Annotated in this window: 21 protein-coding genes; 13 read left to right on the top strand and 8 right to left on the bottom strand. The window is 69.3% G+C overall.

Translation table 11 applies throughout. The features are described from left to right. Positions 1-20 precede the first annotated feature (20 nt). Positions 21-1,148 carry an HDOD domain-containing protein gene (locus KIT53_RS08850; protein ID WP_297750775.1) on the bottom strand — a complete coding sequence of 376 codons (1,128 nt, stop codon included), beginning with the start codon at positions 1,146-1,148 and terminating at the stop codon, positions 21-23. 108 nt (positions 1,149-1,256) lie between these two features. Next, positions 1,257-2,708, bottom strand: coding sequence for an argininosuccinate lyase (gene argH / locus KIT53_RS08845; RefSeq protein WP_297750772.1), 1,452 nt, complete (start codon positions 2,706-2,708; stop codon positions 1,257-1,259). 147 nt (positions 2,709-2,855) lie between these two features. Between argH and KIT53_RS08840 the strand changes: the two genes are divergently transcribed. Together KIT53_RS08840 and KIT53_RS08835 are read left to right on the top strand one after the other, a co-directional pair. Further along, positions 2,856-3,917 (top strand): histidine kinase, encoded by a 1,062-nt coding sequence (locus KIT53_RS08840; protein ID WP_297750769.1) that lies wholly within the window; start codon positions 2,856-2,858, stop codon positions 3,915-3,917. A gap of 36 nt (positions 3,918-3,953) precedes the next feature. Continuing rightward, the gene (locus tag KIT53_RS08835; RefSeq protein WP_297750766.1) at positions 3,954-4,694 is read left to right on the top strand and encodes a LytTR family DNA-binding domain-containing protein; all 741 of its coding nucleotides are present in this window, start codon (positions 3,954-3,956) and stop codon (positions 4,692-4,694) included. 3 nt (positions 4,695-4,697) lie between these two features. Here the strand turns inward: KIT53_RS08835 and recJ are convergent, their stop codons facing one another. Together recJ and KIT53_RS08825 are read right to left on the bottom strand one after the other, a co-directional pair. Continuing rightward, on the bottom strand, positions 4,698-6,422 hold the full coding sequence (recJ, locus tag KIT53_RS08830) for a single-stranded-DNA-specific exonuclease RecJ (protein WP_297750763.1): 1,725 nt from the start codon (positions 6,420-6,422) through the stop codon (positions 4,698-4,700). Positions 6,423-6,447: 25 nt separating this feature from the next. Then, positions 6,448-7,389, bottom strand: coding sequence for a phosphoglycerate mutase (locus tag KIT53_RS08825; protein ID WP_297750761.1), 942 nt, complete (start codon positions 7,387-7,389; stop codon positions 6,448-6,450). 45 nt (positions 7,390-7,434) lie between these two features. Here KIT53_RS08825 and KIT53_RS08820 point away from each other — a divergent pair, with 45 nt between their 5' ends. Both KIT53_RS08820 and lolD read left to right on the top strand, forming a co-directional pair. Next, complete coding sequence (locus KIT53_RS08820; RefSeq protein ID WP_297750758.1) at positions 7,435-8,691, top strand: lipoprotein-releasing ABC transporter permease subunit; 1,257 nt, start codon at positions 7,435-7,437, stop codon at positions 8,689-8,691. Positions 8,692-9,049: 358 nt separating this feature from the next. Further along, entirely contained in the window at positions 9,050-9,718 is a 669-nt protein-coding gene (gene lolD, locus KIT53_RS08815; RefSeq protein WP_297750754.1) for a lipoprotein-releasing ABC transporter ATP-binding protein LolD, read from the top strand. On the opposite strand, the gene KIT53_RS08810 is transcribed toward lolD, so the two are convergent. Continuing rightward, positions 9,708-10,148, bottom strand: a complete 441-nt coding sequence (locus KIT53_RS08810; RefSeq protein WP_297750751.1) for an META domain-containing protein — start codon at positions 10,146-10,148, stop codon at positions 9,708-9,710. The two genes, lolD and KIT53_RS08810, sit on opposite strands and share 11 nt — an antisense overlap. 72 nt (positions 10,149-10,220) lie before the next feature. Between KIT53_RS08810 and KIT53_RS08805 the strand changes: the two genes are divergently transcribed. Together KIT53_RS08805 and KIT53_RS08800 are read left to right on the top strand one after the other, a co-directional pair. Then, on the top strand, positions 10,221-11,069 hold the full coding sequence (locus tag KIT53_RS08805; RefSeq protein ID WP_297750748.1) for a TatD family hydrolase: 849 nt from the start codon (positions 10,221-10,223) through the stop codon (positions 11,067-11,069). Beyond that, entirely contained in the window at positions 11,066-11,569 is a 504-nt protein-coding gene (locus tag KIT53_RS08800) for a DNA-deoxyinosine glycosylase (RefSeq protein WP_297750745.1), read from the top strand. The genes KIT53_RS08805 and KIT53_RS08800 overlap by 4 nt, the downstream gene beginning before the upstream one ends. A 576-nt stretch (positions 11,570-12,145) precedes the next feature. Here the strand turns inward: KIT53_RS08800 and KIT53_RS08795 are convergent. Beyond that, positions 12,146-12,961 (bottom strand): mechanosensitive ion channel family protein, encoded by an 816-nt coding sequence (locus KIT53_RS08795; protein ID WP_297750743.1) that lies wholly within the window; start codon positions 12,959-12,961, stop codon positions 12,146-12,148. Positions 12,962-13,118: 157 nt separating this feature from the next. On the opposite strand from KIT53_RS08795, the gene KIT53_RS08790 reads away from it, so the two are divergent. From KIT53_RS08790 to KIT53_RS08765, 6 genes are all read left to right on the top strand, one after another. Next, on the top strand, positions 13,119-13,883 hold the full coding sequence (locus KIT53_RS08790) for a spermidine synthase (protein WP_297750740.1): 765 nt from the start codon (positions 13,119-13,121) through the stop codon (positions 13,881-13,883). 7 nt (positions 13,884-13,890) lie between these two features. Then, a complete protein-coding gene (locus KIT53_RS08785; RefSeq protein WP_297750738.1) occupies positions 13,891-15,705 on the top strand; it encodes a type II/IV secretion system protein in 1,815 nt (604 codons plus the stop codon). Positions 15,706-15,718: 13 nt separating this feature from the next. Further along, positions 15,719-16,228 (top strand): tripartite tricarboxylate transporter TctB family protein, encoded by a 510-nt coding sequence (locus KIT53_RS08780; RefSeq protein WP_297750735.1) that lies wholly within the window; start codon positions 15,719-15,721, stop codon positions 16,226-16,228. Positions 16,229-16,250: 22 nt separating this feature from the next. After that, positions 16,251-17,843, top strand: coding sequence for a tripartite tricarboxylate transporter permease (locus tag KIT53_RS08775; protein ID WP_297750732.1), 1,593 nt, complete (start codon positions 16,251-16,253; stop codon positions 17,841-17,843). A gap of 103 nt (positions 17,844-17,946) precedes the next feature. Beyond that, positions 17,947-18,888, top strand: a complete 942-nt coding sequence (locus KIT53_RS08770; RefSeq protein WP_297750729.1) for a DMT family transporter — start codon at positions 17,947-17,949, stop codon at positions 18,886-18,888. 29 nt (positions 18,889-18,917) lie between these two features. Further along, complete coding sequence (locus KIT53_RS08765; protein WP_297750726.1) at positions 18,918-19,718, top strand: SDR family oxidoreductase; 801 nt, start codon at positions 18,918-18,920, stop codon at positions 19,716-19,718. A 6-nt stretch (positions 19,719-19,724) separates the two neighbouring features. Here KIT53_RS08765 and KIT53_RS08760 read toward each other — a convergent pair whose 3' ends face one another. Continuing rightward, positions 19,725-20,669, bottom strand: a complete 945-nt coding sequence (locus tag KIT53_RS08760) for a DMT family transporter (protein WP_297750723.1) — start codon at positions 20,667-20,669, stop codon at positions 19,725-19,727. A 131-nt stretch (positions 20,670-20,800) separates the two neighbouring features. On the opposite strand from KIT53_RS08760, the gene KIT53_RS08755 reads away from it, so the two are divergent. Beyond that, positions 20,801-21,796, top strand: coding sequence for a quinone oxidoreductase (locus tag KIT53_RS08755; protein WP_297750720.1), 996 nt, complete (start codon positions 20,801-20,803; stop codon positions 21,794-21,796). Between the two features lie 483 nt (positions 21,797-22,279). Here the strand turns inward: KIT53_RS08755 and KIT53_RS08750 are convergent, their stop codons facing one another. Beyond that, the gene (locus tag KIT53_RS08750; protein ID WP_297750717.1) at positions 22,280-24,877 is read right to left on the bottom strand and encodes a CoA transferase; all 2,598 of its coding nucleotides are present in this window, start codon (positions 24,875-24,877) and stop codon (positions 22,280-22,282) included. Positions 24,878-24,915 lie beyond the last annotated feature (38 nt).

Below are 24,915 nucleotides of genomic sequence, written 5' to 3'. Positions count from 1 at the left end.
GCGTCAGGCCTTGACGCGCGTCAAGATCCGCTCACCGGAGCGCTCGTCTGGCGGGCCGCACCCTGCAGGTCCGGGGACTGCAGCACCTCGTCCAGCCGGGCCAGCGCGGGGTGGGCCAGGCAGGCACGCAGGTGGTGCATGTCCGGCGCCTCGTCGTCTGCCAGCCGGTACCCTTCGAGCGAACCCATCTGACCCAGCGCGAGGCGCTCTCCCAGGCGGGTGCTCAGGCAGGCCAGGGCCAGGGCGGGCAGGCGCTGCGGCGCTGTTCTGTGGGGCGGCATGGCGATCAGTCGGCCGCTGTCGCGCACGTCCTCCACCAGGGGCTGCGGCAGTGCCCAGCTCTTGAGCAGCAGATGACCGATCTCGCACGCGTTGAGGCCCAGCAGGTCCTGCTCCAGGCGGGCGCGCGCCACGCGGTCGCGCTGCAGCCAGGCCACCAGTCCGGTGGGCGGGATGACGGAGGCGGTGGCCAGCGGACCGACGAAGCCCAGCACCACCTGCGTGGCCAGGGCGCCCGCGGCACCCGGCTGCAGCAGCGCGCGGTCCAGGCGCGAGGCGATTTCACTGGCGATCGCACTGGCCTGCCAGAGCGCGTCGAAGGTCTTGCGCGCTCCCGGCAGGTTGGTCGGAAACGCCTCGGCCAGCATGTATTGCAGGCAGATGGCGCGCACGCGGTGGATGCCCATGAAGGTCACGGCCTGGCCAATGTCGCTCACCGGTTTCTGCAGCCCGTAGAGCGGGCTGTTGACCGCCGCGAGCACTTTGGCCGCGATCAGCGGTTCCGTCATCACCACTTCGCTCAGCGTGCTGGAACTGGCCTGGGCGATGAACTCCGGCGACAGCAGTTGCTGCAGGGCGTTTGGCGGGCGGGGGATGTCGTGGATGGCGCCGAGCAGCCTGTCGCGCTTGGCGGGATCCATGTGTTCCTCGGTGCGCCACTCCAGACCGGCCAGCATCGCCGGCAGCGGGCGCTGGCCAGGTACGGACGCATCGGCGGCCACGGGGGCCGTGGCGCGCAGGCTGGGCTGGCTGCGGGTGGCGATGGGGGCGGACGTGGTGGCAGGCCGGGCAGAGGGGCGGCGCAGCCACCAGACGGCGAGGGCGAGCAGCGGCACGGCCGCTGCACAGAGCAACAGGGTGTTGGACATGGGACCTCCTGGCAGACACGCAGAGCGCCCGCCGCCGGGGCGGTCGGGGGTTGTTTCTGCCTATCGGCCGGGCCCGGTGGATTCTTGAATCCGCTGGCGCGGGCGGGTTCAGCCCAGGCGCGAGCGGTGCCGCGCGATCTGCGCGCGCACCTGCGCCGGCGCCGTGCCGCCCAGCGTGTTGCGCGCATTGAGACTGCCGCGCAGGCTCAGGGCCTCGTACACGTCCTTCTCGATGGACGGATTGAAGCTCTGCAGCACCGTCAGCGGCAGCTCCGACAGGTCGCAGTTGTGCGAACTCGCCGCCTTGACCGCGTGCGCCACGGTTTCGTGCGCATCGCGGAACGGCAGGCCCTTCTTGACGAGGTAGTCCGCCAGGTCGGTGGCGGTGGCATAGCCCTTCTGCGCCGCCGCCTCCATGGCCTGGGCGTTCACGGTGATGCCGCCGGACTTGGCGCCGGTGGCCGCATCGGGCTGGCCGCCCACCATCTCGACGAAGATGCGCAGCGTGTCCTTGAGTGTGTCCACCGTGTCGAACAGAGGCTCCTTGTCCTCCTGGTTGTCCTTGTTGTAGGCCAGTGGCTGGCCCTTCATCAGCGTGATCAGGCCCATGAGGTGGCCCACCACGCGGCCGGTCTTTCCGCGCGCGAGTTCGGGCACGTCCGGGTTCTTCTTCTGCGGCATGATGGAACTGCCGGTGGTGAAGCGGTCGGCGATCTTCACGAAACCGAAGTTCTGGCTCATCCACAGGATGAGTTCCTCGCTCAGGCGGCTGATGTGCACCATGCACAGCGAGGCTGCGGCGGTGAATTCGATCGCGAAGTCGCGGTCGCTCACGCCATCCAGGCTGTTCTGGCAGATCTGCGGCTCGCCCTGCGCGTCCACCATGCCCAGCTTGCGCGCCACCAGCGCGCGGTCCAGCGGGTAGGTGGTGCCGGCCAGCGCCGCCGAGCCCAGCGGAAGGCGGTTGGTGCGACGGCGCACGTCGGCGAAGCGCTCGGCATCGCGCGAGAACATCTCCACATAGGCCAGCAGGTGGTGCGCGAAGCTCACCGGCTGCGCCACCTGCAGATGGGTGAAGCCCGGCAGGATGACGTCGATGTTCTGCTCGGCCACGTCCACCAGGGCCGTCTGCAGTTCCTCGAGCAGCGGCACGATCAGGTCGATCTCGCCGCGCAGCCACAGGCGCACGTCGGTGGCCACCTGGTCGTTGCGGCTGCGGCCGGTGTGCAGGCGCTTGCCCGCGTCGCCCACCAATTGGGTCAGGCGCGCCTCGATGTTGAGGTGCACGTCCTCCAGGTCGAGCTTCCATTCGAAGCTGCCGTCCTCGATCTCGGCGCGGATCTGCGCCATGCCCCGTTCTATGGCCTCCAGGTCGGCCGCGGTGATGATGCCCTGGGCCGCGAGCATGCCGGCGTGCGCCAGGCTGCCCTCGATGTCGGCCTGCCAGAGGCGTTTGTCGAAGAACACACTGGCCGTGTATCGCTTGACCAAGTCGCTCATCGGCTCCGAGAATAGGGCGGACCAGGCTTCGGATTTCTTGTCAAGTTGATTGGTGGACATGGTGTTGCCAGCGACGGGATGGGAAAAGGATGGAGCGGATGTCCGCCAGGGAAGGGTTGCCGGGCCGGGGCCCGCGGCCGGTCGGCGGCGCTGCCGGAACCTGCGCGGGCCTGTGCCTGGGCCGACCCGAAGACGCAAACGCTTCCCATGAAAGATTCCAGAATTTTATCGAGCTTCCAGGAGCTGGCCCATGCCGCCGGAGCCAGGCCGCTGGCGGAGATGCCCGAGCATGTGCGCGCGCGCATCCAGGTGTTCGATACCTGCCAGGTCGGCACGGTCTTGCGCGCCGTGCTCTTCGTGGAGGCCGTCGTCGCCGTGGCGGCCATGTTCGGGGCGCACTCCGTGGTGGCCTGGCTGACCCAGACCGCCATCCTCACCGGGGCATCCCTGCCGGCCGTGCTGGCCTGGTTGCTGACCGTGTGCGGCCTCAAGCGCCAGCTTGGCCTGCTGCCCCTTCCCGCGCAGTGGGTCGCGGCCACCGGCCTGGGCGCGGTGGCCGGCGTCTATGGCTGCGGCCTGCTGGTGCTGCTGGGGCTGGCGGACCTCGCGCCCTGGATGGCAAGCGCGGCCGCTGGCGCGCTGGTCTCGGCGGTGCTGGTGGCTGCGCTGATGTGGCGGGCACGCGCCCGCATGCCCGCTGGCACCACGGCCCGCCTGGCCGAACTGCAGGCCCGCATCCGCCCGCACTTTCTGTTCAACACCCTCAACAGCGCCATTGCGCTGGTGCGCGAAGAACCGGCCAAGGCCGAAAGCCTGCTCGAAGACCTCAGCGAACTCTTTCGCCACGCGCTGGCCGACGCCAAGGAGTCGGTGCCGCTGTCGCAGGAACTGGAACTGGCCGAGCACTACCTCGCGATCGAGCAGGTGCGCTTTGGCGAACGCCTGCGCGTGGAATGGAGCGTGGACGAAACGGCCTCCCGCGCCAAGCTGCCGCCGCTGATCCTGCAGCCCCTGGTGGAAAATGCGGTCAAGCACGGCGTGGAACCCAGCCCGGTGGGGGCCGTGGTGCGCATCAGCACCCAGCGCCGTGGCGGGGTGGTGGTGATCAAGGTGACGAACACCGTGCCGGCTGGCAGCGGCCGGCGCGGCAATGGCCTCGCGCTGGACAACGTGCGCCAGCGCCTGAACCTGTTGCACGACGTGCAGGGCCGCTTCCAGAGCGCGCTGGTCAACGGCGTGTTTCAGGCCCGACTCGAAATACCGGTATAAGCGTGACTTGAACGGGATCTGGGAACGGAGCTTGACATGGCATTGAAGGTATTGATCGTTGACGATGAGGCACCAGCCCGCTCGCGGCTGCGAGCCTTGCTGGCCGAGTGCACCGAGCCGCGCACGGACGTGGTGGGCGAGGCCTCCAACGCGGTGCAGGCGATGGACCTGATACAGCGCACGCAGTGCGAGCTGGTGATGCTGGACATCCACATGCCGGGCGTGGACGGCATCGCTCTGGCCAGCACCCTGCGCGAGATGGCCAAGCCGCCGGCCGTGGTCTTCGTCACGGCCTACGCGGAGCACGCGGTGCATGCCTTCGAGCTGGAGGCCGCCGACTACCTCACCAAGCCGGTGCGGCGCGAACGGTTGCAGCAGGCACTGCAGAAGGTGCAGCGTCAGCGCAGCGCCGCCGATGGCGCCGCCGATACCAGCCTGCCCGAGAGCCTGATCATCCAGGAACGCGGCCGCAGCGAACGCGTGGCGCTGGCCGACGTGATCTACCTCAAGGCCGAACTCAAGTACATCACCGTTCGCACGGCCGACAAGGAACACATCTACGATGGCGCGCTCAGCGACCTGGAGCAGCGCTATGCCCACCTGTTCGTGCGGGTGCACCGCAACGCCCTGGTCTCGCGACGCGCGGTGCGCGCGGTGGAGAAGCACAACGACCCGGTCGAGGGCGAGGGCTGGACCGTGCGGCTCGACGGCGTGGAGGAGCGCCTGGCGGTGTCGCGCCGCCAACTGGCCGCGGTGCGCGAAGCCTTGATGAGCTGACGCTCAGATCTCCGCCGCCTCGACCAGGAAGCGCACGCGGCGCTGGCCCTGCCACTCGTCCGCATCGAGGCGGAAGGCGATCTTCACCTGAGGGGGCAGAGGGTCCGTGTGGCCGAACCAGATGCCATCGACGGGTTCGCCCTGGTGCTTGAGTTTCAAGGCCAGGTGCTTCTCGCCCACCAGGCGCTGTGAGACCACCTGCACCTCTTCGCAGAACACGGGCGGCGCGAAGCCCTGGCCCCAGACCTCGCGGTGCAGGGTGTCCACCAGGTCCGGGCGCCGGTACTTCGGGTCCAGCGGGCCGTCGGCCTCGATGCGCCGCTGCAGCGTGGCCGCGTCCAGCCACTCGTGCGCGACCTGCTGCAGCGCGGCCTCGAAGGTCTCCAGGTGTTCTTCTTCGATGGTGCAGCCGGCGGCCATGGCGTGGCCACCGAAGCGCAGCAGCACGCCAGGGTGCCGCTTGGCCACCAGATCCAGCGCATCCCTCAGGTGAAAGCCTGCGATTGAACGGCCCGAGCCCTTGAGTTCATGTTCCTTGCCCTCGGCGCCGCTGGCAGCGAAGACGAAGGTGGGGCGGTGCAGCTTGTCCTTGAGCCGCGAGGCCACGATGCCGACCACGCCTTCGTGGAAGTCCGGGTCGAACACCACCAGCGCGGGCGGTGGCTCCTCGGCGTCATCGAACATGTCCTCGGCCATCTGCAGCGCCATCTCGCGCATGTCGCCTTCGATGGCTTTGCGCTCGCGGTTGATGCCGTCGAGCGTGCGCGCCAGTTCGTCGGCGCGCTGTGGATCCTCGGTGGTCAGGCACTCGATGCCCAGCGTCATGTCGGCCAGGCGCCCGGCGGCGTTCAGGCGCGGGCCGAGCGCGAAGCCGAAATCGAAGCCGGTGGCCGCCGCCGGCTTGCGCGCGGCCACGCCAAACAGCGCCGTCATGCCCGGCGGCATGGCCCCGGCCCGCACGCGCTTGAGGCCCTGGGCGACGAGGCGGCGGTTGTTGGCGTCGAGCCGGACCACGTCGGCGACCGTGCCGAGCGCAACCAGGGGCAGGAGGGCGTCGATCCGGGGCTGGGTCTGCGGCGTGAACACGCCGCGCGTGCGAAGCTCCGCGCGCAAGGCCAGCAGCACATAGAACATGACGCCGACCCCGGCGATGGACTTGCTCTCGAACGTGCAGCCCGGCTGATTGGGGTTGACGATGATGCAGTCCTGCGGCAGCGTGACCTCGCCATCCTTCATCGCCGGCAGGTGGTGGTCGGTCACGATCACCTGCAGCCCCAGTTCGCGTGCGGCGCGCACGCCCTCCACGCTGGCAATGCCGTTGTCCACCGTGATCAGCACCTCCGCGCCAGAGGCCTTCACGCGGCGGGCAATGGCGGGCGTCAGCCCATACCCGTCGTTCACCCGGTCAGGCACCAGGTAGCTCACGCGATCGAGGCCCAGCATGCGCAGGCCGCGCAGGCCGACGGCGCAGGCGGTGGCGCCGTCGCAGTCGTAGTCGGCCACGATGCAGACGGCGCGCTGCGCCGCCATGGCATCCGCGAGGGCGCTCGCGGCCGCTTGTGCACCCAGCATCTGTGACGGCGGCAGCAGCCGGCCCAGCGCGTCGTCGAGTTCGTCCGTGCTGGTGATGCCGCGTGCCGCGAACAGCCTTGCCAGCAGCGGGTGCAGCCCACCTTGCTCCAGGGCCCAGGCGGTGCGCGGCGGAACGTCGCGGGTGATGATCTTCATGGGCAGGAAATCCTTGCGAAAGGGGTCAAAGCGCGTCCAGCGCCGCAGCGACGGATGGCCGCGCCCCGAACAGAGCGCCCAGGCGCTCGCGCAGCGAGGCGGGCTGCGGTGCATAGGTGATGGCGCTGCGTTCGCCCGCGAGTGTCAGCCGCACGGGCTGTCCCGCGCGGCAGTCCTGCAGGAGCTGGGAGCAACTGTCCGCGTCCACCGTTTGCCAGGCTTGGCGGTAGGCGGTGGCATCGAGCGCCAGCGCGCTGTCGCAGAGGCGGTTGTCCACCACGACGTGTGGCGCGGGCGCGGGCAGGGTCGCCAGTTCTCCGGCGCCGCTGAGCCAGATCGCATTGACCGGCAATTGCCCGCGCTGGGCCCGCTCGTCGTTGACGCGGTGGGTATAGAACAGCATCTGCATCTCGTTTTGCAGGCGGCGCCAGAGCGCGGCGAAGCGGCTGCCGTTGAAGCGCAGGACGTCTGGGGCGAGCTGGCGCCCCGCGAGGCGCTCGGTGGACCAGGTGAGCAGGTCGCGCAGCGGCTCGCCCGTGGCCAGCCAGGCCGTGGGGTTCATGTAACTCAGCCGCATGCCGTCCTCCGCAAAGTAGGGCGCGGCCGCTTCCAGCAGGGCCCGGGAATCGGCCTCTTCCAGCGCCAGCAGGGCGGTGTCGCCCAGGCGCACCTGATCGGCGCCCACCTGCAGATGACAGGGTTTGACCCAGCCGCAAGGCAGGCCGGTGGTGCGGGTTTCAAAGGCGGCCCATGGGGTGCGGCCCGGCTCGGCTGGCAGACCGAGCAGTCCGGCGAGGACCTGTTCGTAGGGCATGGCGGGCGAATCGGGTTCGCAGACCGTCTGCGCCTGCGGCCGCAGGCGGCGCAGCAACTCGGCCAGGTGGGGCAGCTCGTCGTCTGCCCGTTCGGGCCGCGGGAGCTGGTGCCCGGCGGCAAAGGGAATCAACAGGTGGCGGGCGGGAGGCATGGGGGGATTGTCGGGGATGCCACAATGGGCGGCTGGAACCGGTGTATGCAGACCCCCTACGAACTCATTCTTGGCTGGCGCTATACGCGCGCAGGCCGCGCCACCCGGCGCAACGGCTTCATCTCCTTCATCTCGGGCGTGTCCATGCTGGGCATTGCGCTGGGCGTGGCCGCGCTCATCATCGTGCTCTCGGTGATGAATGGTTTCCAGAAAGAGGTGCGCGACCGCATGCTGGGCGTGCTCTCGCACATCGAGGTGTTCGAGCCCGGTGGCCAGGCGATTCCCAACCTGCCCCAGGTGCTGGCCAGCATCGAACGCCACCCCGAGGTGCTCGGTGCCGCCCCCTTCGTGGGGGCGCAGGCGCTGATTGCGCGTGGCGAGGACATGAAGGGCACGCTGGTGCGTGGCATCGACCCCGCGCTCGAACCCCGCGTCACCGACCTCGCGGCCGATCTGGCCGGTACCGTGCTGCCGCGCCTGGCGCCGGGGGCGTTCGGCGTCATCCTGGGCGGCGAACTGGCGCGCAGCCTGGGTGTGATCGAGGGCGACAGCGTGACGCTGATCGCGCCCAGCGGACAGGTCACGCCCGCCGGCGTGGTGCCGCGCATCCGGCAGCTCACCGTGGTGGGCACCTTCAATTCCGGCCACTACGAATACGACTCGGCCCTGGCGCTGCTGCACCAGGACGACGCGGCGCGCATCTTCCGGGTCGAAGGGCCGACCGGCGTGCGCGTGAAGATCCGCGACCTGCACCAGGCGCGCGAGGTGGCGGTCTCCATTGCCGCCGACCTGGATCCCGGCCTGCTGGTGCGCGACTGGACGCGGCAGAACCGCACCTGGTTTGCCGCCGTGCAGTTGGAGAAGCGCATGATGTTCATCATCCTCACCCTGATCGTGGCCGTGGCGGCGTTCAACCTGGTGTCCACGCTGGTGATGACGGTCACCGACAAGCGCGCCGACATCGCCATCCTGCGCACGCTCGGCGCCAGCCCGAAAAGCATCATGGGCGTGTTCATGGTGCAGGGCGCCATGGTCGGGGTCATCGGCACCGGCGCCGGCCTGCTGCTGGGCCTGGGCGTCGCGTTCAACATCGACACCCTGGTGCCGGCGCTGGAGCGTCTGCTCGGCGCGAGCTTCCTGCCGCAGGACATCTACCTCATCAGCCGCATGCCCAGCGATCCGCAGCGCGGCGACATCGTCCCCGTGGCGGTGATCTCGCTGGTCCTGTCCTTCCTGGCGACCATCTACCCGAGCTGGCGCGCCAGCCGCGTGAACCCCGCGGAGGCCCTGCGCTATGAGTGATCCGAAAGACGTGGGGGGTAAGTCCCATGCTGTTCGCCCTGAGCTTGTTGAAGGGCCTGCCAGCACCTTGGCCGGGGCTTCGACAGGCTCAGCCCGAACGGGGGAAGGCTCAGCCCGAACGGAGGTAGATTCAGACCGAACGGGAGTAGATCCAGTCCGAACGGAGGTAGGTCCATTCCAAACGGGGGCGGGTCCAACACGAACGGAAGCGAGTTCGAACTCCGTTCGCCCTGAGCTTGTCGAAGGGCCTGCCAGCACCTTGGCCGGGGCTTCGACAGGCCCAACCCGAACGGAGGTAGGCTCAGCCCGAACGGGGGTAGGCTCAGCCCGAACCGAGGTAGGTTCAGCCCGGTCCGACGTGGTCCTGGGCGCAGCGGGTCTGACCAAGCGTTTCCACGAAGGCCGGCTCGACGTCACCGTGCTCACCGGCGTGGACCTTCGCGTGCGTGCCGGCGAAACCGTGGCTGTCGTGGGGGCGTCGGGTTCGGGCAAGAGCACCTTGCTGCACCTGCTGGGCGGGCTCGACGCGCCCAGCGGCGGGAGTGTGCAGCTCATGGGGCAGGCGCTCTCCGGGCTGAATGCGGCGCAGCAGGGTGCCCTGCGCAACCAGCACCTGGGTTTTGTCTACCAGTTCCATCACCTGCTGCCGGAATTCAGCGCGCGCGACAACGTGGCCATGCCGTTGTGGATACGCCGTCTGGCGCGCAGCGAGGCCGCCGCACGGGCAGAGAAGATGCTGGCGCGCGTGGGCCTGTCCGGGCGCCTGCACCACCGGCCTGCCGAGCTCTCCGGTGGGGAGCGCCAGCGCGTGGCCATTGCCCGTGCCTTGGTCACGCAGCCGGCTTGCGTGCTGGCCGACGAGCCCACCGGCAACCTGGACCGCGCCACGGCCGACGGGGTGTTCGATCTCATGCTCGAACTGGCGCGTGACCAGGGAACCGCCTTCATCGTCGTCACGCACGACGAGGCGCTGGCGGCCCGCTGCGGGCGTGTGCTGCGCCTGAATGCCGGCGTGCTCAGGGCTTGATGCGCCGCAGGCGCAGCGGCTTGTCCATGCCCTGCACGTGCAACAGCATGGTGCTGCCTTGCACCTCCACGCGTTCGGCCTTGCCCAGCGCGGCCAGATAGCGGTTTTCCTGTTCACCGACCGGCCCGGCGCAGGCCATGCGCGTGGAACCCATCTGGCCCAGGGAGATGCGGTCGTTCATGAGGGTGTACGAGCCGAAGAAGCGGTTGCAGGAGCCGTGACCCGCGACGCGGCCGGCCTCGGGGAAGGCCAGCGTAGCCTGCACGCGGTCCAGCGCGGCGGAGCCACCCAGGTCTTCCAGCAGCCATTCACTGCCCACCAGCGGCGCCGGGCCGCCTGCACCGGGCATGGCGCAAGCGGTGAGCGTGCCCAGCAGGGCGGCGGCCAGCCATGCCGCGGGGCGCAGGAAGATCGGGTGCGTGGTGTTCATCGCCATGGGTCCTTTCTCGGGAGGGGGTCTTGAGCCGTCACAATCGCCCCTTACTTATACCGCCAGTCCGCCATGTGGATCGACACGCACTGCCATCTGGATGCCCCCGAGTTCGGTGAAGGCCACGCGCTGGCCGTTGCCGCACGCGAACGCGCCGCGGCGCTGGGCGTGGGCCGCTGCGTGATCCCCGCCGTGGAGCGCACGAACTTCGACACGGTGCGCACGCTGGCCCACCGCCTCAGCGATGCCTATGCCCTGGGCATCCACCCTCTCTACGTGCCAAGGGCGCTCGACAGCGACCTGGATCGGCTGGATGCCTTGCTCGCGCAGCACCGCGACGACCCGCGCCTGGTGGCCGTGGGCGAGATCGGGCTGGACTTTTTCGTGCCCGCGCTGTGCACGCCGGCGATGCGCGAACGCCAGCAGTTCTTCTACCGGTCCCAGCTGCGGCTGGCGCGCAAGCACGGCCTGCCGGTGATCCTGCACGTGCGGCGCAGCGCGGACGCCTTGCTCCGGCACCTGCGTGAACTCCCCACGGGAGGCGGTATCGCGCACGCCTTCAACGGCAGCGAGCAGCAGGCCCAGGCCTTTCTCGATCAGGGTTTCCGGCTGGGCTTCGGCGGCGCGCTGACCTTCGAGCCGGCGCTGCGGCTGCGCCGCCTGGCGGCATGGCTGCCGCTGTCGGCGCTGGTGCTGGAGACCGATGCGCCAGACATCCCCCCACAGTGGCTCTACGTCACCGCCGCCGAACGCGCCGCGGGCCGTGCCCAGGGTGTGAACACCCCGGCCGAACTGCCCCGCATCGGCGCCGTGCTGGCGGGCTTGCGCGGCATCGCTGCGGAGGAACTGCGTGTTGCCACGCATGCGAACGCGCTCGTTGCACTGCCCCGCCTGGCCTTGCTGGACACCCCACCGGCATGACAGAGCGTCTGCAGGGGCTCGGGCCCGTGATCGACGCGGACACACGTGTGTTGGTGCTGGGCAGCTTTCCCGGCGTGGCCTCGTTGCGCGCGCAGCAGTACTACGGCCATCCGCAGAACCATTTCTGGAAAATCCTCGGCTCGCTGTGGGGATTGCCCCTGATGGCCATGCCTTATGCGGAGCGCCTCGATGTGCTGCGGGCACAAGGCCTCGGTGTGTGGGACGTGTACGGCGCCTGCGAACGCCAGGGCAGCCTGGACGCCGACATCCGCCATGCCGAACTCAACGACTTCGCCTGGGTGCAGCGGCAGTGTCCCCGGCTGGAAGCCATGGCCCACAACGGTGGCGAGAGTTACCGCCACGCCAGACACACCGCCGCGCTGGGGTTGCCGGTGTACCGCCTGCCCTCCACCAGCCCGGCCAACGCCAGCTGGAGCTTCGACCGCAAGCTGGCGGCATGGGCAGACGTTCTGCGCCGGCATGGCGTGGTGCCCGGTTGACGTGGTGATGGCGTCCGGCTCGGGAGGTACGGTGCGCCAGTTCGAACCGGCCCAACCCTGCCGTTCGCCTTGAACCTATCGAAGGGTCTTCCGACGAACAGATGTGTCCGTTCGCCCTGAGCTTGTCGAAGGGTTCTCCAACGTGCAGGCAGGGGCTTCGACAGGCTCAGCCCGAACGGGGAAGGGAATGGAGGGAACCTGGGTCCGAGTGCCGTTGGCTCTGGAACAGATGTATCCGTTCGCCCTGAGCTTGTCGAAGGGCTCTCCAGCGTGCAGGTGAGGGCTTCGACAGGCTCAGCCCGAACGGGGAAGGGAATGGAGGGTGCTGGGTCCGATTGCCGTTGGTACTGGAACAGACATCCGTTCGCCCTGAGCTTGTCGAATGGTTCTCCAGCGTGCAGGCATGGGCTTCGACAGGCTCAGCCCGAACGGAGAGCCCGCAGAGGAAGCTCAGCCCGAACGGAGGAGGCTCTGGTCTAACGGAAAAGGCTTGATCCGAAGGGGGCTGTGTGTTGCCAGGTGGAGAGAGCTGCGTCGCGCCGAAAGGGCGGTCGCAGCCTTGTGTTGACCGGCTCTCTACGCCGCCACCGTGCGGTGCAGAACGGGGGTCTCCGGTACCGGGTAGCCGGCTGCGCCAAAGGTGTTCACCACGGCTTTGTGCGTGTCGAAGTAGACCTGCCAGTAGTGGTCGGTATGGGTGTAGGGGCGCACGCACAGCAACGGGCCTTCGGGCGTGAACTGCAGGATCTCGACGTCGGGCGCGGGCGAGGTGGCCACGTTGGGAATGGCCGCCACCGCGTTGCGCAGGCGGGCCATGGCGTCGTTCACGTCCACGCCGTTGGCCACTTTGGCGGTGCAGTCCACGCGGCGGAACGGCTCCTGGCTGAAGTTCTGGATGTTGTCCGAGAACACCTTGTTGTTGCCCACGATGGTCAGCACGTTGTCCGGCGTGACGATGGTGGTGGCGAACAGGCCGAGTTCGCGCACGGTGCCGGTGATGCCGCCCGCGCTGATGAAGTCGCCGACTTTGTAGGGCCTGAGCACCTGCAGGAAGATGCCGGCGGCGAAGTTGGCCAGCATGCCGCTCCAGGCCACGCCGATGGCCAGGCCCGCGCCGGCGAGCAGCGCCGCGAACGAGGTGGTGCGTACGCCGAAGATGTCCAGGATCGCCAGGATCAGCACGATGGTCAGCAGGACGGAGATGATCGACTTGAGGTAACGGATCAGCGTCTCGTCCAGCCGTTTGCCTTTTTCCATGGCCTTGCCGATCAGGCCCACCGCCACGCCGATCAGCCAGCGGCCGACCACCCAGGCCGCGATGGCACCCAGCACCTTCAGACCGAAGTCGGCGCCCTGCGTCACCAGAAAATTCCAGATGACTTCCATGTTCATAATGACCCCTCCATTCCTTGGTTACCTGTTGAGAAAGACACATGCAGACTTTGAGCACGCCTCGCGCGGCATCGGGTGGTGCCAGCACCGGGGTCGCGCAGACCGCCGGATTGTGCGCCTGCCGTTTCGTTCCGGATAGCGGGGGGTATCGCGTCGCATGAAGGCCGCATCCCGCAAGACCGCCAGCGCCCTGCCCGAAGTGACGATTTCCGAAGACGGCGAGGTGCGTTTCCTGCACCTGGGCACCGAATGGATCCAGGGATCCATGCTGCTGGAGGCGCCGTTCGAGATCGAGCTCGACTACGTCCAGCGCATGATGGCCTGGCTGCTGTTCGTCGAACCCGACTCGGTGCCATCGCGCCGCGCGCTGCAGTTGGGCCTGGGCTCGGCGGCGCTGACCAAGTTCTGCTTCAAGAAACTGCGCATGGACACCACGGCCATCGAGATCAATCCGCAGGTGCTCGCGGTGTGCCGCCAGTGGTTCAAGCTGCCGGCCGACGGACCGCGCCTGCGCGTGCTGCTGGCCGATGCGGGCGAGGAGATCCGCCGCGCCGTGCACGTGGCGGCGTACGACGCGCTGCAGGTGGACCTGTACGACCACGAGGCCGCGGCACCGGTGCTGGACAGCCCGGACTTTTATGCCGACTGCCGCGCTGCCCTGACCGACGACGGCTGCCTCACGGTGAACCTGTTCGGCCGGGACGCCAGTTACGAACGTTCGCTGCAGAGCCTGTGCGCGGCCTTTGGTGCCGACGCTGTCTGGGCTTTCAAGCCCACGCGCGAGGGCAACACCGTGGTGCTGGCCCAACGCACGCCCCTGCGGCCCACGCGCATGGAGCTGCTGGCCCGTGCCGAAGCGGTGCAGACCCGCTGGGGTTTACCCGCCGTGAAGTGGCTCAAGCTGTTCAAACCGGTATCCTGAGCGCCGCATGAAGAATCCGCAGAAGCCCGATCCCGCCGTGTCCACCCCGCAGGGTCCGCTGGACTGGCGCCCGCTGGTCGACTGGCTGCGCGAGGACGGCGTGATCTCCGCCACCGAGGCCGAACGCACCATCGCGCGCTGTGCCTCCGCGCACAGTGCCCAGCATCCCCTGCAGCGCCTGGCCGTGGTGGGCATGGCGCGGCAGGCCGACGGCACACTGCTCGACGTGGAGCTGCTGTCGCAGTGGCTGGCCGGGCGCAGCGGGATGGAATACATGCGCATCGACCCGCTCAAGGTCGACGTGGGCAAGGTGGCCGACGTGATGAGCGCGGCCTATGCGGAGCGCCACAAGGTGCTGCCGGTGCAGGTCAGTGCCGCCGACGTGGTGGTGGCGACCTCGGAACCTTTCGTGCGCGACTGGGTGCCCGAGGTGGAGCGCCAGACACGCCGCACCGTGCGCCTGGTGCTCTCCAGCCCCGAGGAGATCAAGCGTTTTACCGGCGAGTTCTTCGCGCTGGCCAAGTCCGTGCGCGCCGCCAGCAAGAGCGGTGGCCAGAACGGCTTCAGCAGCTTCGAGCAACTGGTGGAGCTGGGCAAGGCCAACAAGCAGCTCGATGCCAACGACCAGGGCGTGGTGCAGGTGGTGGACTGGCTGTGGCAGTACGCCTTTGACCAGCGCGCCAGTGACATCCATCTGGAGCCGAGGCGCGAGCAGGGCGTGATCCGTTTCCGCATCGATGGCGTGCTGCACCCGGTCTACCAGATGCCCATGGGTGTGATGAACGCCATGATCGCGCGCATCAAGCTGCTCGGCCGCATGGACGTGGTGGAGCGCCGCCGCCCGCAGGACGGCCGCATCAAGACCCTGCGCCCGGAACGTGGCGGTGCGCGCGGCGAAGAGGTGGAGATGCGCCTGTCCACGTTGCCCACCGCCTTCGGCGAGAAGCTGGTCATGCGCATCTTCGACCCCGACTCCACCGTCAAGGACCTTGCCGCCCTGGGTTTTGCCACGCACGACGCGCAGCGCTGGGAGGCGCTCACGAAGCACCCGCACGGCATCATCCTGGTGACTGGCCCCACGGGCTCGGGCAAGACCACCACGCTCTACGCCACCCTCAAGCGCCTGGCCACCGAGGAAGTCAACGTCAGCACCGTGGAGGACCCGATCGAAATGATCGAGCCCGCCTTCAACCAGACCCAGGTGCAACCACAGCTCGACCTGGATTTCGCCCAGGGCCTGCGCGCCCTCATGCGCCAGGACCCGGACATCATCATGGTGGGCGAGATCCGCGACCTGGCCACCGCAGAGATGGCGGTGCAGGCCGCGCTCACCGGCCACCTGGTGTTCACCACGCTGCACACCAACGACGCGCCATCGGCCGTCATGCGGCTCATGGAGTTGGGCATACCGCCTTACCTGATCAACGCCACCCTGCTCGGCGTGCTGGCGCAGCGCCTGGTGCGCACGCTCTGCCCCTCCTGCCGCGCGAAGATGGAGCCGGCCGAGACCGAAGCCTCGCGCCAGGCGCTGGCCGACCTCGCCAAGCCCTGGCAGATCAGCGGCAGCTACCGCCCCTACCAGCCCGTGGGCTGCGTGGAATGCCGCATGACCGGCTTTCGCGGCCGCATGGGCCTGTACGAGTTGCTGCTGCTCACCGAATCCTTCAAGGAAAAGGTCAGCCGCGAGCCGCGTCTGGAGGCATTGCGCCGCCAGGCCGTGGCCGACGGCATGCGCCCGTTGCGACTGGCCGGTGCCGCGCGCGTGGCCGAGGGCCTGACCACGCTGGACGAAGTGCTCGCCTGCACGCCGCCGCTGCAGTAAGGTCCGCCCGCCCATGATCAAGAACCTGCAGGACTTTCTGGCCGGACTGGTTTTCCTGCTCGCGGGCCTGGGCTACGGTTGGGCCGCCTCGCGCCATGCGCTGGGCACTGCCGCCGACATGGGGCCGGGCTACTTTCCGCTGCTGGTCAGCCTGCTGCTCGTGCTGCTGGGTGCCTTGATCCTCTTCAAGGCGCTGACCTTCGAGGCGCTGGGCGGCGGGCGCATCGCGCACTGGGGCTTTGGCCCGCTGCTGCGCCTGCTGGGGGGGCTGCTGTGGCTCGCCCTGTGCGCCGGGCCGGCGCAATGGCCCTGGGTGGGGTCGTGGTTCGCCGGCTGGCCGACGCTTGGCCTGGCGGCCGGCGTGGCGGGCATGGTGCTGGCCGTGATGCGCCTGCCTTCGCGCGCCGAGGACGAGGGCCGTGCCTGGCTCTGGGCGTTGCTGCTGGCCTTGGTGCTGCTGGCGCTCTGGGCGGGGCCGCTCGGCCTGGGCCTGCCGCTGTGGCCCACCCGCGCAGGCACCTGAGCCCGCGAGAGAACGCACAGCCATGGACGTCGTCGCCTGGATCCACGCGTTGCTGCAAGGCGCGGCCGGGTTGGCCAGCCTGCAGTCGCTCGGGCTGATTGCCCTCGGCGTGCTTCTGGGCAGCGTTTTCGGCCTGTTGCCCGGCCTGGGGCCCGTGACCGCCATCGCTCTGCTGCTGCCCGCTACGCTGGGCCTTCAGCCGCTGCCCGCGCTGCTGGTGCTGGCCGGCGTCTACTACGGCGCCCAGTACGGGGGCTCGCTGCCTGCCATCGTGTTCAACCAGCCCGGCGAGGCCTCGTCCGTCATGACCAGTCTGGATGGCCATCCGTTGGCGCGTCAGGGGCGCACCGGGTCGGCCCTGGCCATGGCCAGCGTGTGCTCCTTCATCGCCGGCTGGGCCGGCATCGCCGCCGTGGCCGTGCTGGCGCCGCCGGTGGTGGCGCTGGGCCTGCAGTTCGGTTCCGCCGAACGCTTCATGCTGCTCGTGGTGGGCCTGGTGGGCGCCACCGTTCTGGCCTCGGGCTCCTTCATCAAGGCCCTGGCCATGGCCGCGCTCGGCGTGCTGCTGGGCCTGACCGGCTGGGACGCGCGCACGGGTACCGCCCGCTTCGTGCCCGAGGCGCTGGAACCCTGGATGGGGCAGCACCACGGCCTGACCGATGGCGTCGGTTTCATCGCGCTTGCACTGGGCTTCTTTGTCGTTGCGCCCGTGGCCGCCGAACTGGCCGGCTTGGCACGCCTGGCACCACGCACCGAAGGACAGGCGGACGCTGCTCCGGCACCGGCTGCCCCATCGCCCGCGGTGCAGGCCACGGGCTGGCAAGACCGGCCCACGCGTGCCGAGTGGCGCGCTGCCGCGCCCGCGCTGCTGCGCGGTACCGCCCTGGGCGCCGTGCTGGGTGTGGTGCCCGGCGGCGGCGCGCTGCTGGCATCGCTGGCGGCCTACCAGGTCGAGAAGATCGCCTCGCGCACCCGACTGCCTCCGCTGGGGGAGGGCAACCTGCGCGGCGTGGCCGCGCCCGAAGCCGCCAACAACGCCGGCGCGCAAACCGCCTACCTGCCCATGCTCGCGCTCGGCCTGCCGCCGAATGCGGTCATGGCGCTGCTGCTGGGCGCGCTCGGCCTGCATGCCATCGAACCCGGTCCCAGCGTCATGCGCGTGCAACCCGGCCTGTTCTGGGGGCTGGTGGTGTCGATGTGGGTGGGCAATGTCCTGCTCATCCTGCTCAACCTGCCGCTGGCGCGCTGGTGGGTGCCCGCGCTGCTGCGCGTGCTGCGGCTGCCGCGCCGCGCCCTGCTCAGCACACTCATGGTGGCCGCCGGCCTCGGGGCGCTCGCGCTCGGCCCTCATGGCTGGGGCGTCTGGCTCGTCATGGGCCTGGGCCTGCTCGCCTTCGTGCTGCAGCGCCTGGGCTGCGAAGGCGTGGCCCTGCTGCTCGGTTTCGTGCTCGCCCCCGGCCTCGAAGAGCACCTTCGCCGCACCCTGCAACTCGCGCGCGGGCAATGGCTGGTGTTTCTGGAGCGCCCCCTGTCGGCGGTGCTGGTGATGATCGCCATCGGGTTGTTGCTGGTGGTGGTGGTGCAGCCGAGGCGGCGAGGGGGCCGTGGGCGCTGATGCGGTGTGAACCGCTCAGTGCACGCCAGACAAGAAGGGAGACCACGCGCCCCGCGATGCCCCGTACCGGCACAGGGCATCGCATCTCCTCATAATCGGGCCGATGTCCGCCGCCGCCTCCCACCCGTCTGCCGCCTCTCCCCACCTCGCCGCTGGCCTCACGCTGGCTGTTGCGGGTTCCATCGCTTTCAGCGCCAAGGCCATCATCGTCAAGCTGGCCTACCGCTACGGGGTGGATGCGGTCACGCTGCTGATGTACCGCATGCTGTTCTCGCTGCCGCTGTTCCTGGCGCTGGCGTGGTGGGCGTCCTACCGGCAGGGCGCGCGGCTGACGCTCAAGCGGCGCGACTGGCTGGGCGTGATCGGGCTGGGGTTTACCGGCTATTACCTGGCGAGTTTTCTGGATTTCTGGGGCTTGCAGTTCATCAGCGCCAGCCTGGAGCGGCTGATCCTGTACCTCAATCCCACGCTGGTGCTGATCCTGGGCTGGCTGATCTTCAGGCGGCGCATCACGGGCCTGCAGGCGGTTGCCATGGCGGTGAGCTATGGCGGGGTGCTGCTGGTGTTCGGCCATGAGGCGGGCTTCCAGGGACCCCATGCCGTGCTGGGTGCGTTGCTGGTGTTCGGCAGCGCGTTCAGCTACGCCATCTACCTGGTCTACAGCGGCGAGATGGTCAAGCGCCTCGGGTCAATGCGGCTGGTGGGTCTGGCCACCAGCGTGGCGGCCGTGTTGTGCCTGGTGCAGTTCGTGTTGTTGCGGCCGCTGAGCGCGGCGGTGGTGGCGCCGGAGGTGCTCTGGCTTTCCCTGCTCAACGCCACGCTGTGCACTTTTGCGCCGGTGGTCATGGTGATGATGGCGGTGGAGCGCATTGGCGCCGGGTTGTCGGCGCAGGTGGGCATGATCGGCCCCATGTCCACGCTGGCCATGGGTGCGCTGATTCTGGACGAGCCGTTCAACGCGTGGATCATCGGCGGTACGGTGCTGGTGGTGTCCGGGGTGTTTCTGGTGACGCGCTTTGGTGCGGCGGCGGCCGCGAGCCGGTGAGGTGTTTTCTGTTGTCGAGGAGTTGAGCGATGGATCTGGGTATCAAGGGCCGCTGGGCACTGGTGGGTGGCGCGAGCAAAGGCCTGGGCCTGGGCTGTGCGCAGGCGCTGGCGGCCGAGGGCGTGAACGTGGTGATGGTGGCGCGCGGCGAGCCCGAATTGGCGGCGGCTGTGGCCGGTGTCCGTGCGGCCACGGCCGGTGCGGTGCAGGTGCTGGGCGTGGCGGCGGACATCACCAGCGCCGCAGGGCGTGATGCGGCGCTGTCTGTGAGCGGTGGGCCGGGGCAGGACTTCGACATCCTGGTCAACAACGCCGGCGGGCCGCCGCCCGGCGACTTCCGGAACTGGGACCGCGATGCCTGGATCAAGGCACTGGACGCCAACATGCTCAGCCCGATCGAGCTGCTCAAGGCGACGGTGGATGGCATGGCCCAGCGCGGTTTCGGCCGCGTGGTCAACATCACTTCGGGGGCGGTGAAGGCCCCGATCGACATCCTGGGTCTGTCCAATGGCGCGCGCAGCGGCCTCACAGGTTTCATTGCGGGCGTGGCGCGCAGCCCGCTGGCCGCTAAGGGCGTGACCATCAACAACCTGCTGCCCGGTGCTTTCGACACCGACCGCCTCAAGACCACCATGCAAGGGGCTGCGACCAAGACCGGCCAGCCCATCGAGGCGATCGCCGACGCACGGCGCAAGACCATTCCGGCGCAGCGTTTCGGTACCCCGCAGGAGTTCGGGGCGGTGTGCGCCTTTCTGTGCAGCGTGCACGCGGGCTACATCACGGGGCAGAACATCCTGGCCGATGGCGGTGCCTACCCGGGCACGTTCTGAGGCGCCTCACCGCCGCGAGGACACGAGAATGCCGCCGACGATGAGCACGAAGCCGACGGCGTGGTAGAGCCTGGGTGGTTCGCCCAGCAGCAGGGCGGACAGGAGTGCCGCGAACAGCGGCGTGAGGTTGGAGAAGAACGAGGCCATGGCCGGGCCCATGCGTGTCACGCCCGCACCCCAGCAGCGGTAGGCCAGCAGAGAGGGGCCTATGGCCACGTAGGCCAGGGCGGCGAGGAGCGGCCATCCCCATTGGATGTGCGAGGCGCCTTCGGGCAGCGGCGGCAGCGAGAGCCATTCGCCGGCCGAGAACAGACCGGACCAGGCCACGCCCATGACCACCTGCGCGAGCAGGAAGGCCGCCCAGTCGGCCTTGATGTGCGAGGGCTCCTCGCCCGGCTTCGGACGTGCCAGCAACCAGCTGTACCAGGACCAGAGCAGGGTGGCCAGCAGCATCCAGGCGTCGCCTGGCACGAACTGCAGCGCGCGCAGTTGCGCGGGCTCGCCACGCGACAGCACCACCAGCACGCCGGCAATGGACAGCGCCGCTCCCAGCGCGGCACGGCGCGAGACCGGCTCGCCATAGAGGAGACGGCCCACGAGCAGCATCCACACCGGCATGCTGGCCGCCACCAGCGTGACATTGATGGGCGTCGAGGTCTTGAGCGCCAGGTACTGCAGCGAGTTGTAGCAGCCCACGCCCAGCAGGCCCAGCAACGCGAAACGCCGCCAGTGGGGCCAGAGCCCGCGCGCCCCGGGCCGCAGTACCCAGCCGGCCAGCGGCAGCAGAAGCACCAGCGCGATCAACCAGCGCAGGAAGTTCAGCGTGATGGGGGGCACCACGCCCTGCATCATGCGGCCCACCACGGCGTTGCCGGCCCAGAGCAGGGGCGGCGTCAGCAGGAGCAGGGTGGTGGCGAGGGTCAGGCGCTGGCGAGACGAGGGTGCGGACATAGGCTGTGGACTGTAGCGCCAGCTGCATGCCCGCCGGATGCCAGGGGGTGCTCGTCCTGGATGGGAGCGCCGGCGTGTTTCGTGGCAGCATCGCCGTTTTCAACCGACACACCCGATCGAGGAGACCTGACATGAGCGAACAGAGCAGCCGCGCGGTGCGCATCCACGCCACCGGCGGGCCGGAGCAACTGGTGATCGACTCCGTGAGCGTGGGCGACCCAGGCCCGGGACAGGTGCGCATCCGCCACCATGCGGTCGGCCTGAATTACATCGACGTCTACCAGCGCTCCGGCCTGTACCAGCTGCCCCTGCCGCTGGCGTTGGGCATGGAGGGCGCGGGCGTGGTCGAGGCGGTGGGCGAAGGCGTGACCCACCTCAAGGCGGGCGATCGTGCGGCCTACGCGGCCAATCCGCCGGGCAGCTATTGCGATGTGCGCCTGATGCCAGCGATGAACGTGTGCCGCCTGCCCGATGGCATCGACTTCGAGACCGGTGCGGCCATGATGCTCAAGGGTCTGACGGCGCAGTACCTGCTCAAGCGCACGCGACCGGTCGAAGGGCTGGAGGCGGGCGACTTCGTGCTGTTTCACGCCGCGGCTGGCGGTGTGGGCCTGATCGCCTGCCAGTGGGCGAAGGCGCTGGGCCTGCGCCTCATCGGCACCGCGGGTTCGGACGAGAAATGCGCGCTGGCCCGCGAGCATGGCGCGGCCTTCACCATCAACTACCGCTCCGAGGACTTCGTCGCGCGCGTCAAGGACATCACCGGCGGCCAGGGCGTGAAGGTGGTCTACGACTCGGTGGGCAAGGACACCTTCGAGAAATCGCTGGACTGCCTGCGGCCTTTCGGCCTGATGGTCAGCTTCGGCAACGCGTCCGGACCCGCACCCGCGTTCGCCCCCGCCATCCTGGCCGCCAAGGGCTCGCTCTACGTCACGCGCCAGACCCTGTTCTCGCACATCACCACGCGCGAACGCACGCAGTCCATGGCCGACGACCTGTTCGCGGTGGTGCAAAGCGGTGCGGTGAAGATCCGCATCGACCAGCGGTTCGCGCTGGCGGACGTGCAGGCGGCGCACCGGAGCCTGGAGGCGCGGGCTACCACGGGGTGCACCGTGCTGTTGCCTTGAGGTTCTGTTTCTGTTTTGGGTTTGGGTTTCACAGACCCCTGGCCCCCCCCTATCCCCCCCCGCCCCTTTCCGCCCCCCGCCGGGGCGGAAAGGGGAGCCTTGGATCTGGTTTCTTCACGCCGGCTGCGGGCTACTGGCGTGAGGTCGGCCACGGGTCTGGGCGCCACGGCCCGGGCCTGCGGTTGGGGCCGCCGGCTGACGGTGTGGCACCCACCCGCTCGCGCGCTTCGCGCTGGCTCGTGACTGGCACGCGAAGCGGCCAGCGTTGGCATGTGGGTTTGTCGGCCGGCGGCCCCAACCGCAGGCCCGGGCCGTGGCGTGAAGCAGCGTACCTGGCGCACCGCCCGTAGCCCGCAGCCGGCGCGCCCAGGTCAAATCCAAGGCTCCCCTTTCCGCCCCGGCGGGGGCGGAAAGGGGCGGGGGGGATAGGTGGGGGGCAGAGGTCCATGAAAAAACAACCCTCCCAAACCCAAAGCCAGGACATCAAATCACCCCATCCCGCTCCATGTCCTGGATGGCCGAGCGGCCATAGCCCAGCAACTCCCCCAGCACGTACTCGTTGTCCTCGCCGTACAGCGGCGCGCCACGGTCAGGCAGTCCGCCCATGTAGGCCGGGGTCGCGGACAGGCGGAAGGGCATTTCGGTCACCGGCCAGGTGCCGATGCGCGGTGCGCTCACTTCGGTCATCCACTGCTGCTGCGCGAGCTGCGGATCGTGGTCGCAGCGGTCTTCGGCGGTCTGGCAGACGCCCGCGCTCACGCCAGCGGCCTGCAGCAGCGCCATGCAGGCGTACGGCTCCTGCGTGCGGGTCCACTGCTCGACCTGTTCGTCCAAAGCGTCCTGGTGGGCCAGCCGGCCGGCCAGCGTGGCGAAACGGCCGTCCCGGTCCAGGCCACTGAGGCGTGCGAACGCATTCCAGGCCGGTTCGGTTTCGCAAGCGATGGCGATCCAGCGGTCTTCACCCTGGCAGCGGTAGGCGCCGTGGGGCGCGCAGGTGTCCCAGGGTGCCCGGTTGCCCTGGCGGCGCCAGGCGCGCCGGTGCAAGGCCCAGTCCAGCACGCCCACGCCGCAGACCATGAGGCCGCTCTCGCACTGCGAGGCGTCGATCCACTGCCCCTGGCCGGTGCGCGCGCGGTGCAGCAGGCCCCCCAGCACGGCCTGCGCGAAGCTGTAGGCGCCGATCCAGTCGAGGTAGGAGAAGCCCCAGCCGGCGGGCGGTGCGGGTTCGGGCAGGCCGGACATTTCCGACAGGCCCGTGAAGGCGGCGGCAATCGGGCCCACGGTGCGCATGCGGCCGTACAGGCCGTGCGCGCCCATGCCGGACTGCTGCACGTAGACGATGTCCGGGCGTATGGCTTTCATGGCGTCGTAGCCCAGGCCCCAGCGCGCCATCACGCCGGGCGAGAAACCCTCGGCCACCACGTCGCTCATGGCCACCAGCCGGCGCGCGATCTCCAGGCCGCGCGGATCGCGGATGTTGAGCGAGAGCCCGCGCTTGCCGGCGTTCTTGTGGTTGAAGTGGCCACCCATCTCGGGCAAGGGGCTGCCAGGCAATGGTCCCTTGGCCATGCGGCGTGCCTCGCGGCCGCCCTCGGGTGCGTTGGCGCCCATGCGTGCGTCGGCGTTCGCCTTCCATTCGACCTTGATGCACTCGGCGCCCAGCGCGGTCACCATGCGCGTGCCACCGGCCGAGGCCAGGAACCAGGAGAAGTCCAGGATGCGGATGCCCTGCAGGGCGAAAGGTTTGCCTCGCGCGGACAGGCGCGCCGGTCGCGGCGCCGTCGGCGGGGCCGCGGCGTCGCGCGTGGCGCCGCCGCACCATTGGGCCAGCACCTCGGCCGTGTGCTCGCCCAGCCCAGGGGCACGCCGGCGCGCCTGCCAGGCGGTGGTGTTGGAGAGCCACTTGCCGCGCGGGTAGGGCAGGGCGCGCCCCAGTTCGGGATGGTCGATCCAGGCGTAGCTGCCGCGGGCCTGCCAGTGCGGATCGTCCAGGTTCTCGTGCGGCTTGCGCAACGGCGACCACATCAGCCCTTGCGCCTGCGCGGCTTGCCAGGGCAGGTCTTTGTAGAGGAAGCAGCGCACGAAGCGCTGCACCACCTCGAAGACATGCGCGCGATGTTCGTCGAAAGGCACGGCACCAGGGACGTCGCGCTTCTTCGGGTCGCGCTGCCCGTCCGGCATCTGCAGGTCGTGGTCCATGCCGTGTTCCTGCAGGAAGCGCACCAGGTTCGCCTCGTCGCCGGCGGTGACCATCCATCCCAGGTTCCAGCGCCCGTCCTTGGTCTGTGCCAGCGGAGACGCGCGGTTGGGCACTTCGGCGGAGTGGCGGCAGGTCTGGCGATACTGCGTGGCCGCACGCATGACCCAGTTCATCAGATCCATCTCGGTGGAGGTGGCCACGGCCGTGTGCACCGCGCAGCCCACGTCCTGCCCGCGCCCGCTGTGCTCGCGCGCCAGCAGCGCGCCCAGGATGCCAACCACCGCCTGCTCGCAGGCAATGTGGCTGGCGTGGAAGGCCTGCGGCGCGATCGGCGGCACGTCGTAGCGCCCGGTGGGGTCGGCGTCGTAGCCGCAGTTCATCATCACCCCACCCAGCGCCAGGTGCACGAGGTCGCTGCCCTTGTGGTCTTTCCAGGGGCCGTCGTCGCCGAAGGGCGTGATGCGCGCGGTGATCAGCGCGGGAAACCGTTCGCCCAGCGCGTCCACGTCCAGGCCGGTGGCGCTGGCGACGGATTCCCGCGTGTCGGCCAGCAGCACGTCGGTGTGCGCCAGCAGGCGCAGCAGGGTCTCGCGGCCCTCCCCGGTGCCGGCATCAAGCACCAGAGAACGCTTGTCGCGGTGGTAGGTCCAGAAGTAAAGCGACTCCTGCGGCGATGCCTCGGCAAAGGGCGCCATCCTGCGCGAAGCGCTGCCGCCTGGCGGCTCGATCTTCACCACGTCGGCGCCCATGCCCGCGAGCAGCAGGCCCGCGTAGTCCAGCGTGGGCCCACCCATTTCAAGGACCTTGAGGCCATGCAGCAGGCCGGGCGCATCCGCAGGCTGGAACGCGGCGGGGTCCTGGTGTTTGTCACTTGTCTCCATTTTTTCTTTCAATCATTGATTGGATGGACCAATTAGAC

The organism is Hydrogenophaga sp. (assembly GCF_026125785.1).
In the GTDB taxonomy this organism is placed as follows: domain Bacteria; phylum Pseudomonadota; class Gammaproteobacteria; order Burkholderiales; family Burkholderiaceae_C; genus Hydrogenophaga.
The sequence above is the reverse complement of the archived record's forward strand: the minus strand, read 5'-3'. Positions and strand labels throughout refer to the sequence as shown.

Coding starts and splice junctions, on each gene's coding strand:
- KIT53_RS08850 (WP_297750775.1), bottom strand. CDS start 1,148: ATGTCCAACACCCTGTTGCTCTGTGCAGCGGCCGTGCCGCTGCTCGCC.
- argH (WP_297750772.1), bottom strand. CDS start 2,708: ATGTCCACCAATCAACTTGACAAGAAATCCGAAGCCTGGTCCGCCCTA.
- KIT53_RS08840 (WP_297750769.1), top strand. CDS start 2,856: ATGAAAGATTCCAGAATTTTATCGAGCTTCCAGGAGCTGGCCCATGCC.
- KIT53_RS08835 (WP_297750766.1), top strand. CDS start 3,954: ATGGCATTGAAGGTATTGATCGTTGACGATGAGGCACCAGCCCGCTCG.
- recJ (WP_297750763.1), bottom strand. CDS start 6,422: ATGAAGATCATCACCCGCGACGTTCCGCCGCGCACCGCCTGGGCCCTG.
- KIT53_RS08825 (WP_297750761.1), bottom strand. CDS start 7,389: ATGCCTCCCGCCCGCCACCTGTTGATTCCCTTTGCCGCCGGGCACCAG.
- KIT53_RS08820 (WP_297750758.1), top strand. CDS start 7,435: ATGCAGACCCCCTACGAACTCATTCTTGGCTGGCGCTATACGCGCGCA.
- KIT53_RS08810 (WP_297750751.1), bottom strand. CDS start 10,148: ATGAACACCACGCACCCGATCTTCCTGCGCCCCGCGGCATGGCTGGCC.
- KIT53_RS08805 (WP_297750748.1), top strand. CDS start 10,221: ATGTGGATCGACACGCACTGCCATCTGGATGCCCCCGAGTTCGGTGAA.
- KIT53_RS08800 (WP_297750745.1), top strand. CDS start 11,066: ATGACAGAGCGTCTGCAGGGGCTCGGGCCCGTGATCGACGCGGACACA.
- KIT53_RS08795 (WP_297750743.1), bottom strand. CDS start 12,961: ATGAACATGGAAGTCATCTGGAATTTTCTGGTGACGCAGGGCGCCGAC.
- KIT53_RS08790 (WP_297750740.1), top strand. CDS start 13,119: ATGAAGGCCGCATCCCGCAAGACCGCCAGCGCCCTGCCCGAAGTGACG.
- KIT53_RS08785 (WP_297750738.1), top strand. CDS start 13,891: ATGAAGAATCCGCAGAAGCCCGATCCCGCCGTGTCCACCCCGCAGGGT.
- KIT53_RS08780 (WP_297750735.1), top strand. CDS start 15,719: ATGATCAAGAACCTGCAGGACTTTCTGGCCGGACTGGTTTTCCTGCTC.
- KIT53_RS08775 (WP_297750732.1), top strand. CDS start 16,251: ATGGACGTCGTCGCCTGGATCCACGCGTTGCTGCAAGGCGCGGCCGGG.
- KIT53_RS08770 (WP_297750729.1), top strand. CDS start 17,947: ATGTCCGCCGCCGCCTCCCACCCGTCTGCCGCCTCTCCCCACCTCGCC.
- KIT53_RS08765 (WP_297750726.1), top strand. CDS start 18,918: ATGGATCTGGGTATCAAGGGCCGCTGGGCACTGGTGGGTGGCGCGAGC.
- KIT53_RS08760 (WP_297750723.1), bottom strand. CDS start 20,669: ATGTCCGCACCCTCGTCTCGCCAGCGCCTGACCCTCGCCACCACCCTG.
- KIT53_RS08755 (WP_297750720.1), top strand. CDS start 20,801: ATGAGCGAACAGAGCAGCCGCGCGGTGCGCATCCACGCCACCGGCGGG.
- KIT53_RS08750 (WP_297750717.1), bottom strand. CDS start 24,877: ATGGAGACAAGTGACAAACACCAGGACCCCGCCGCGTTCCAGCCTGCG.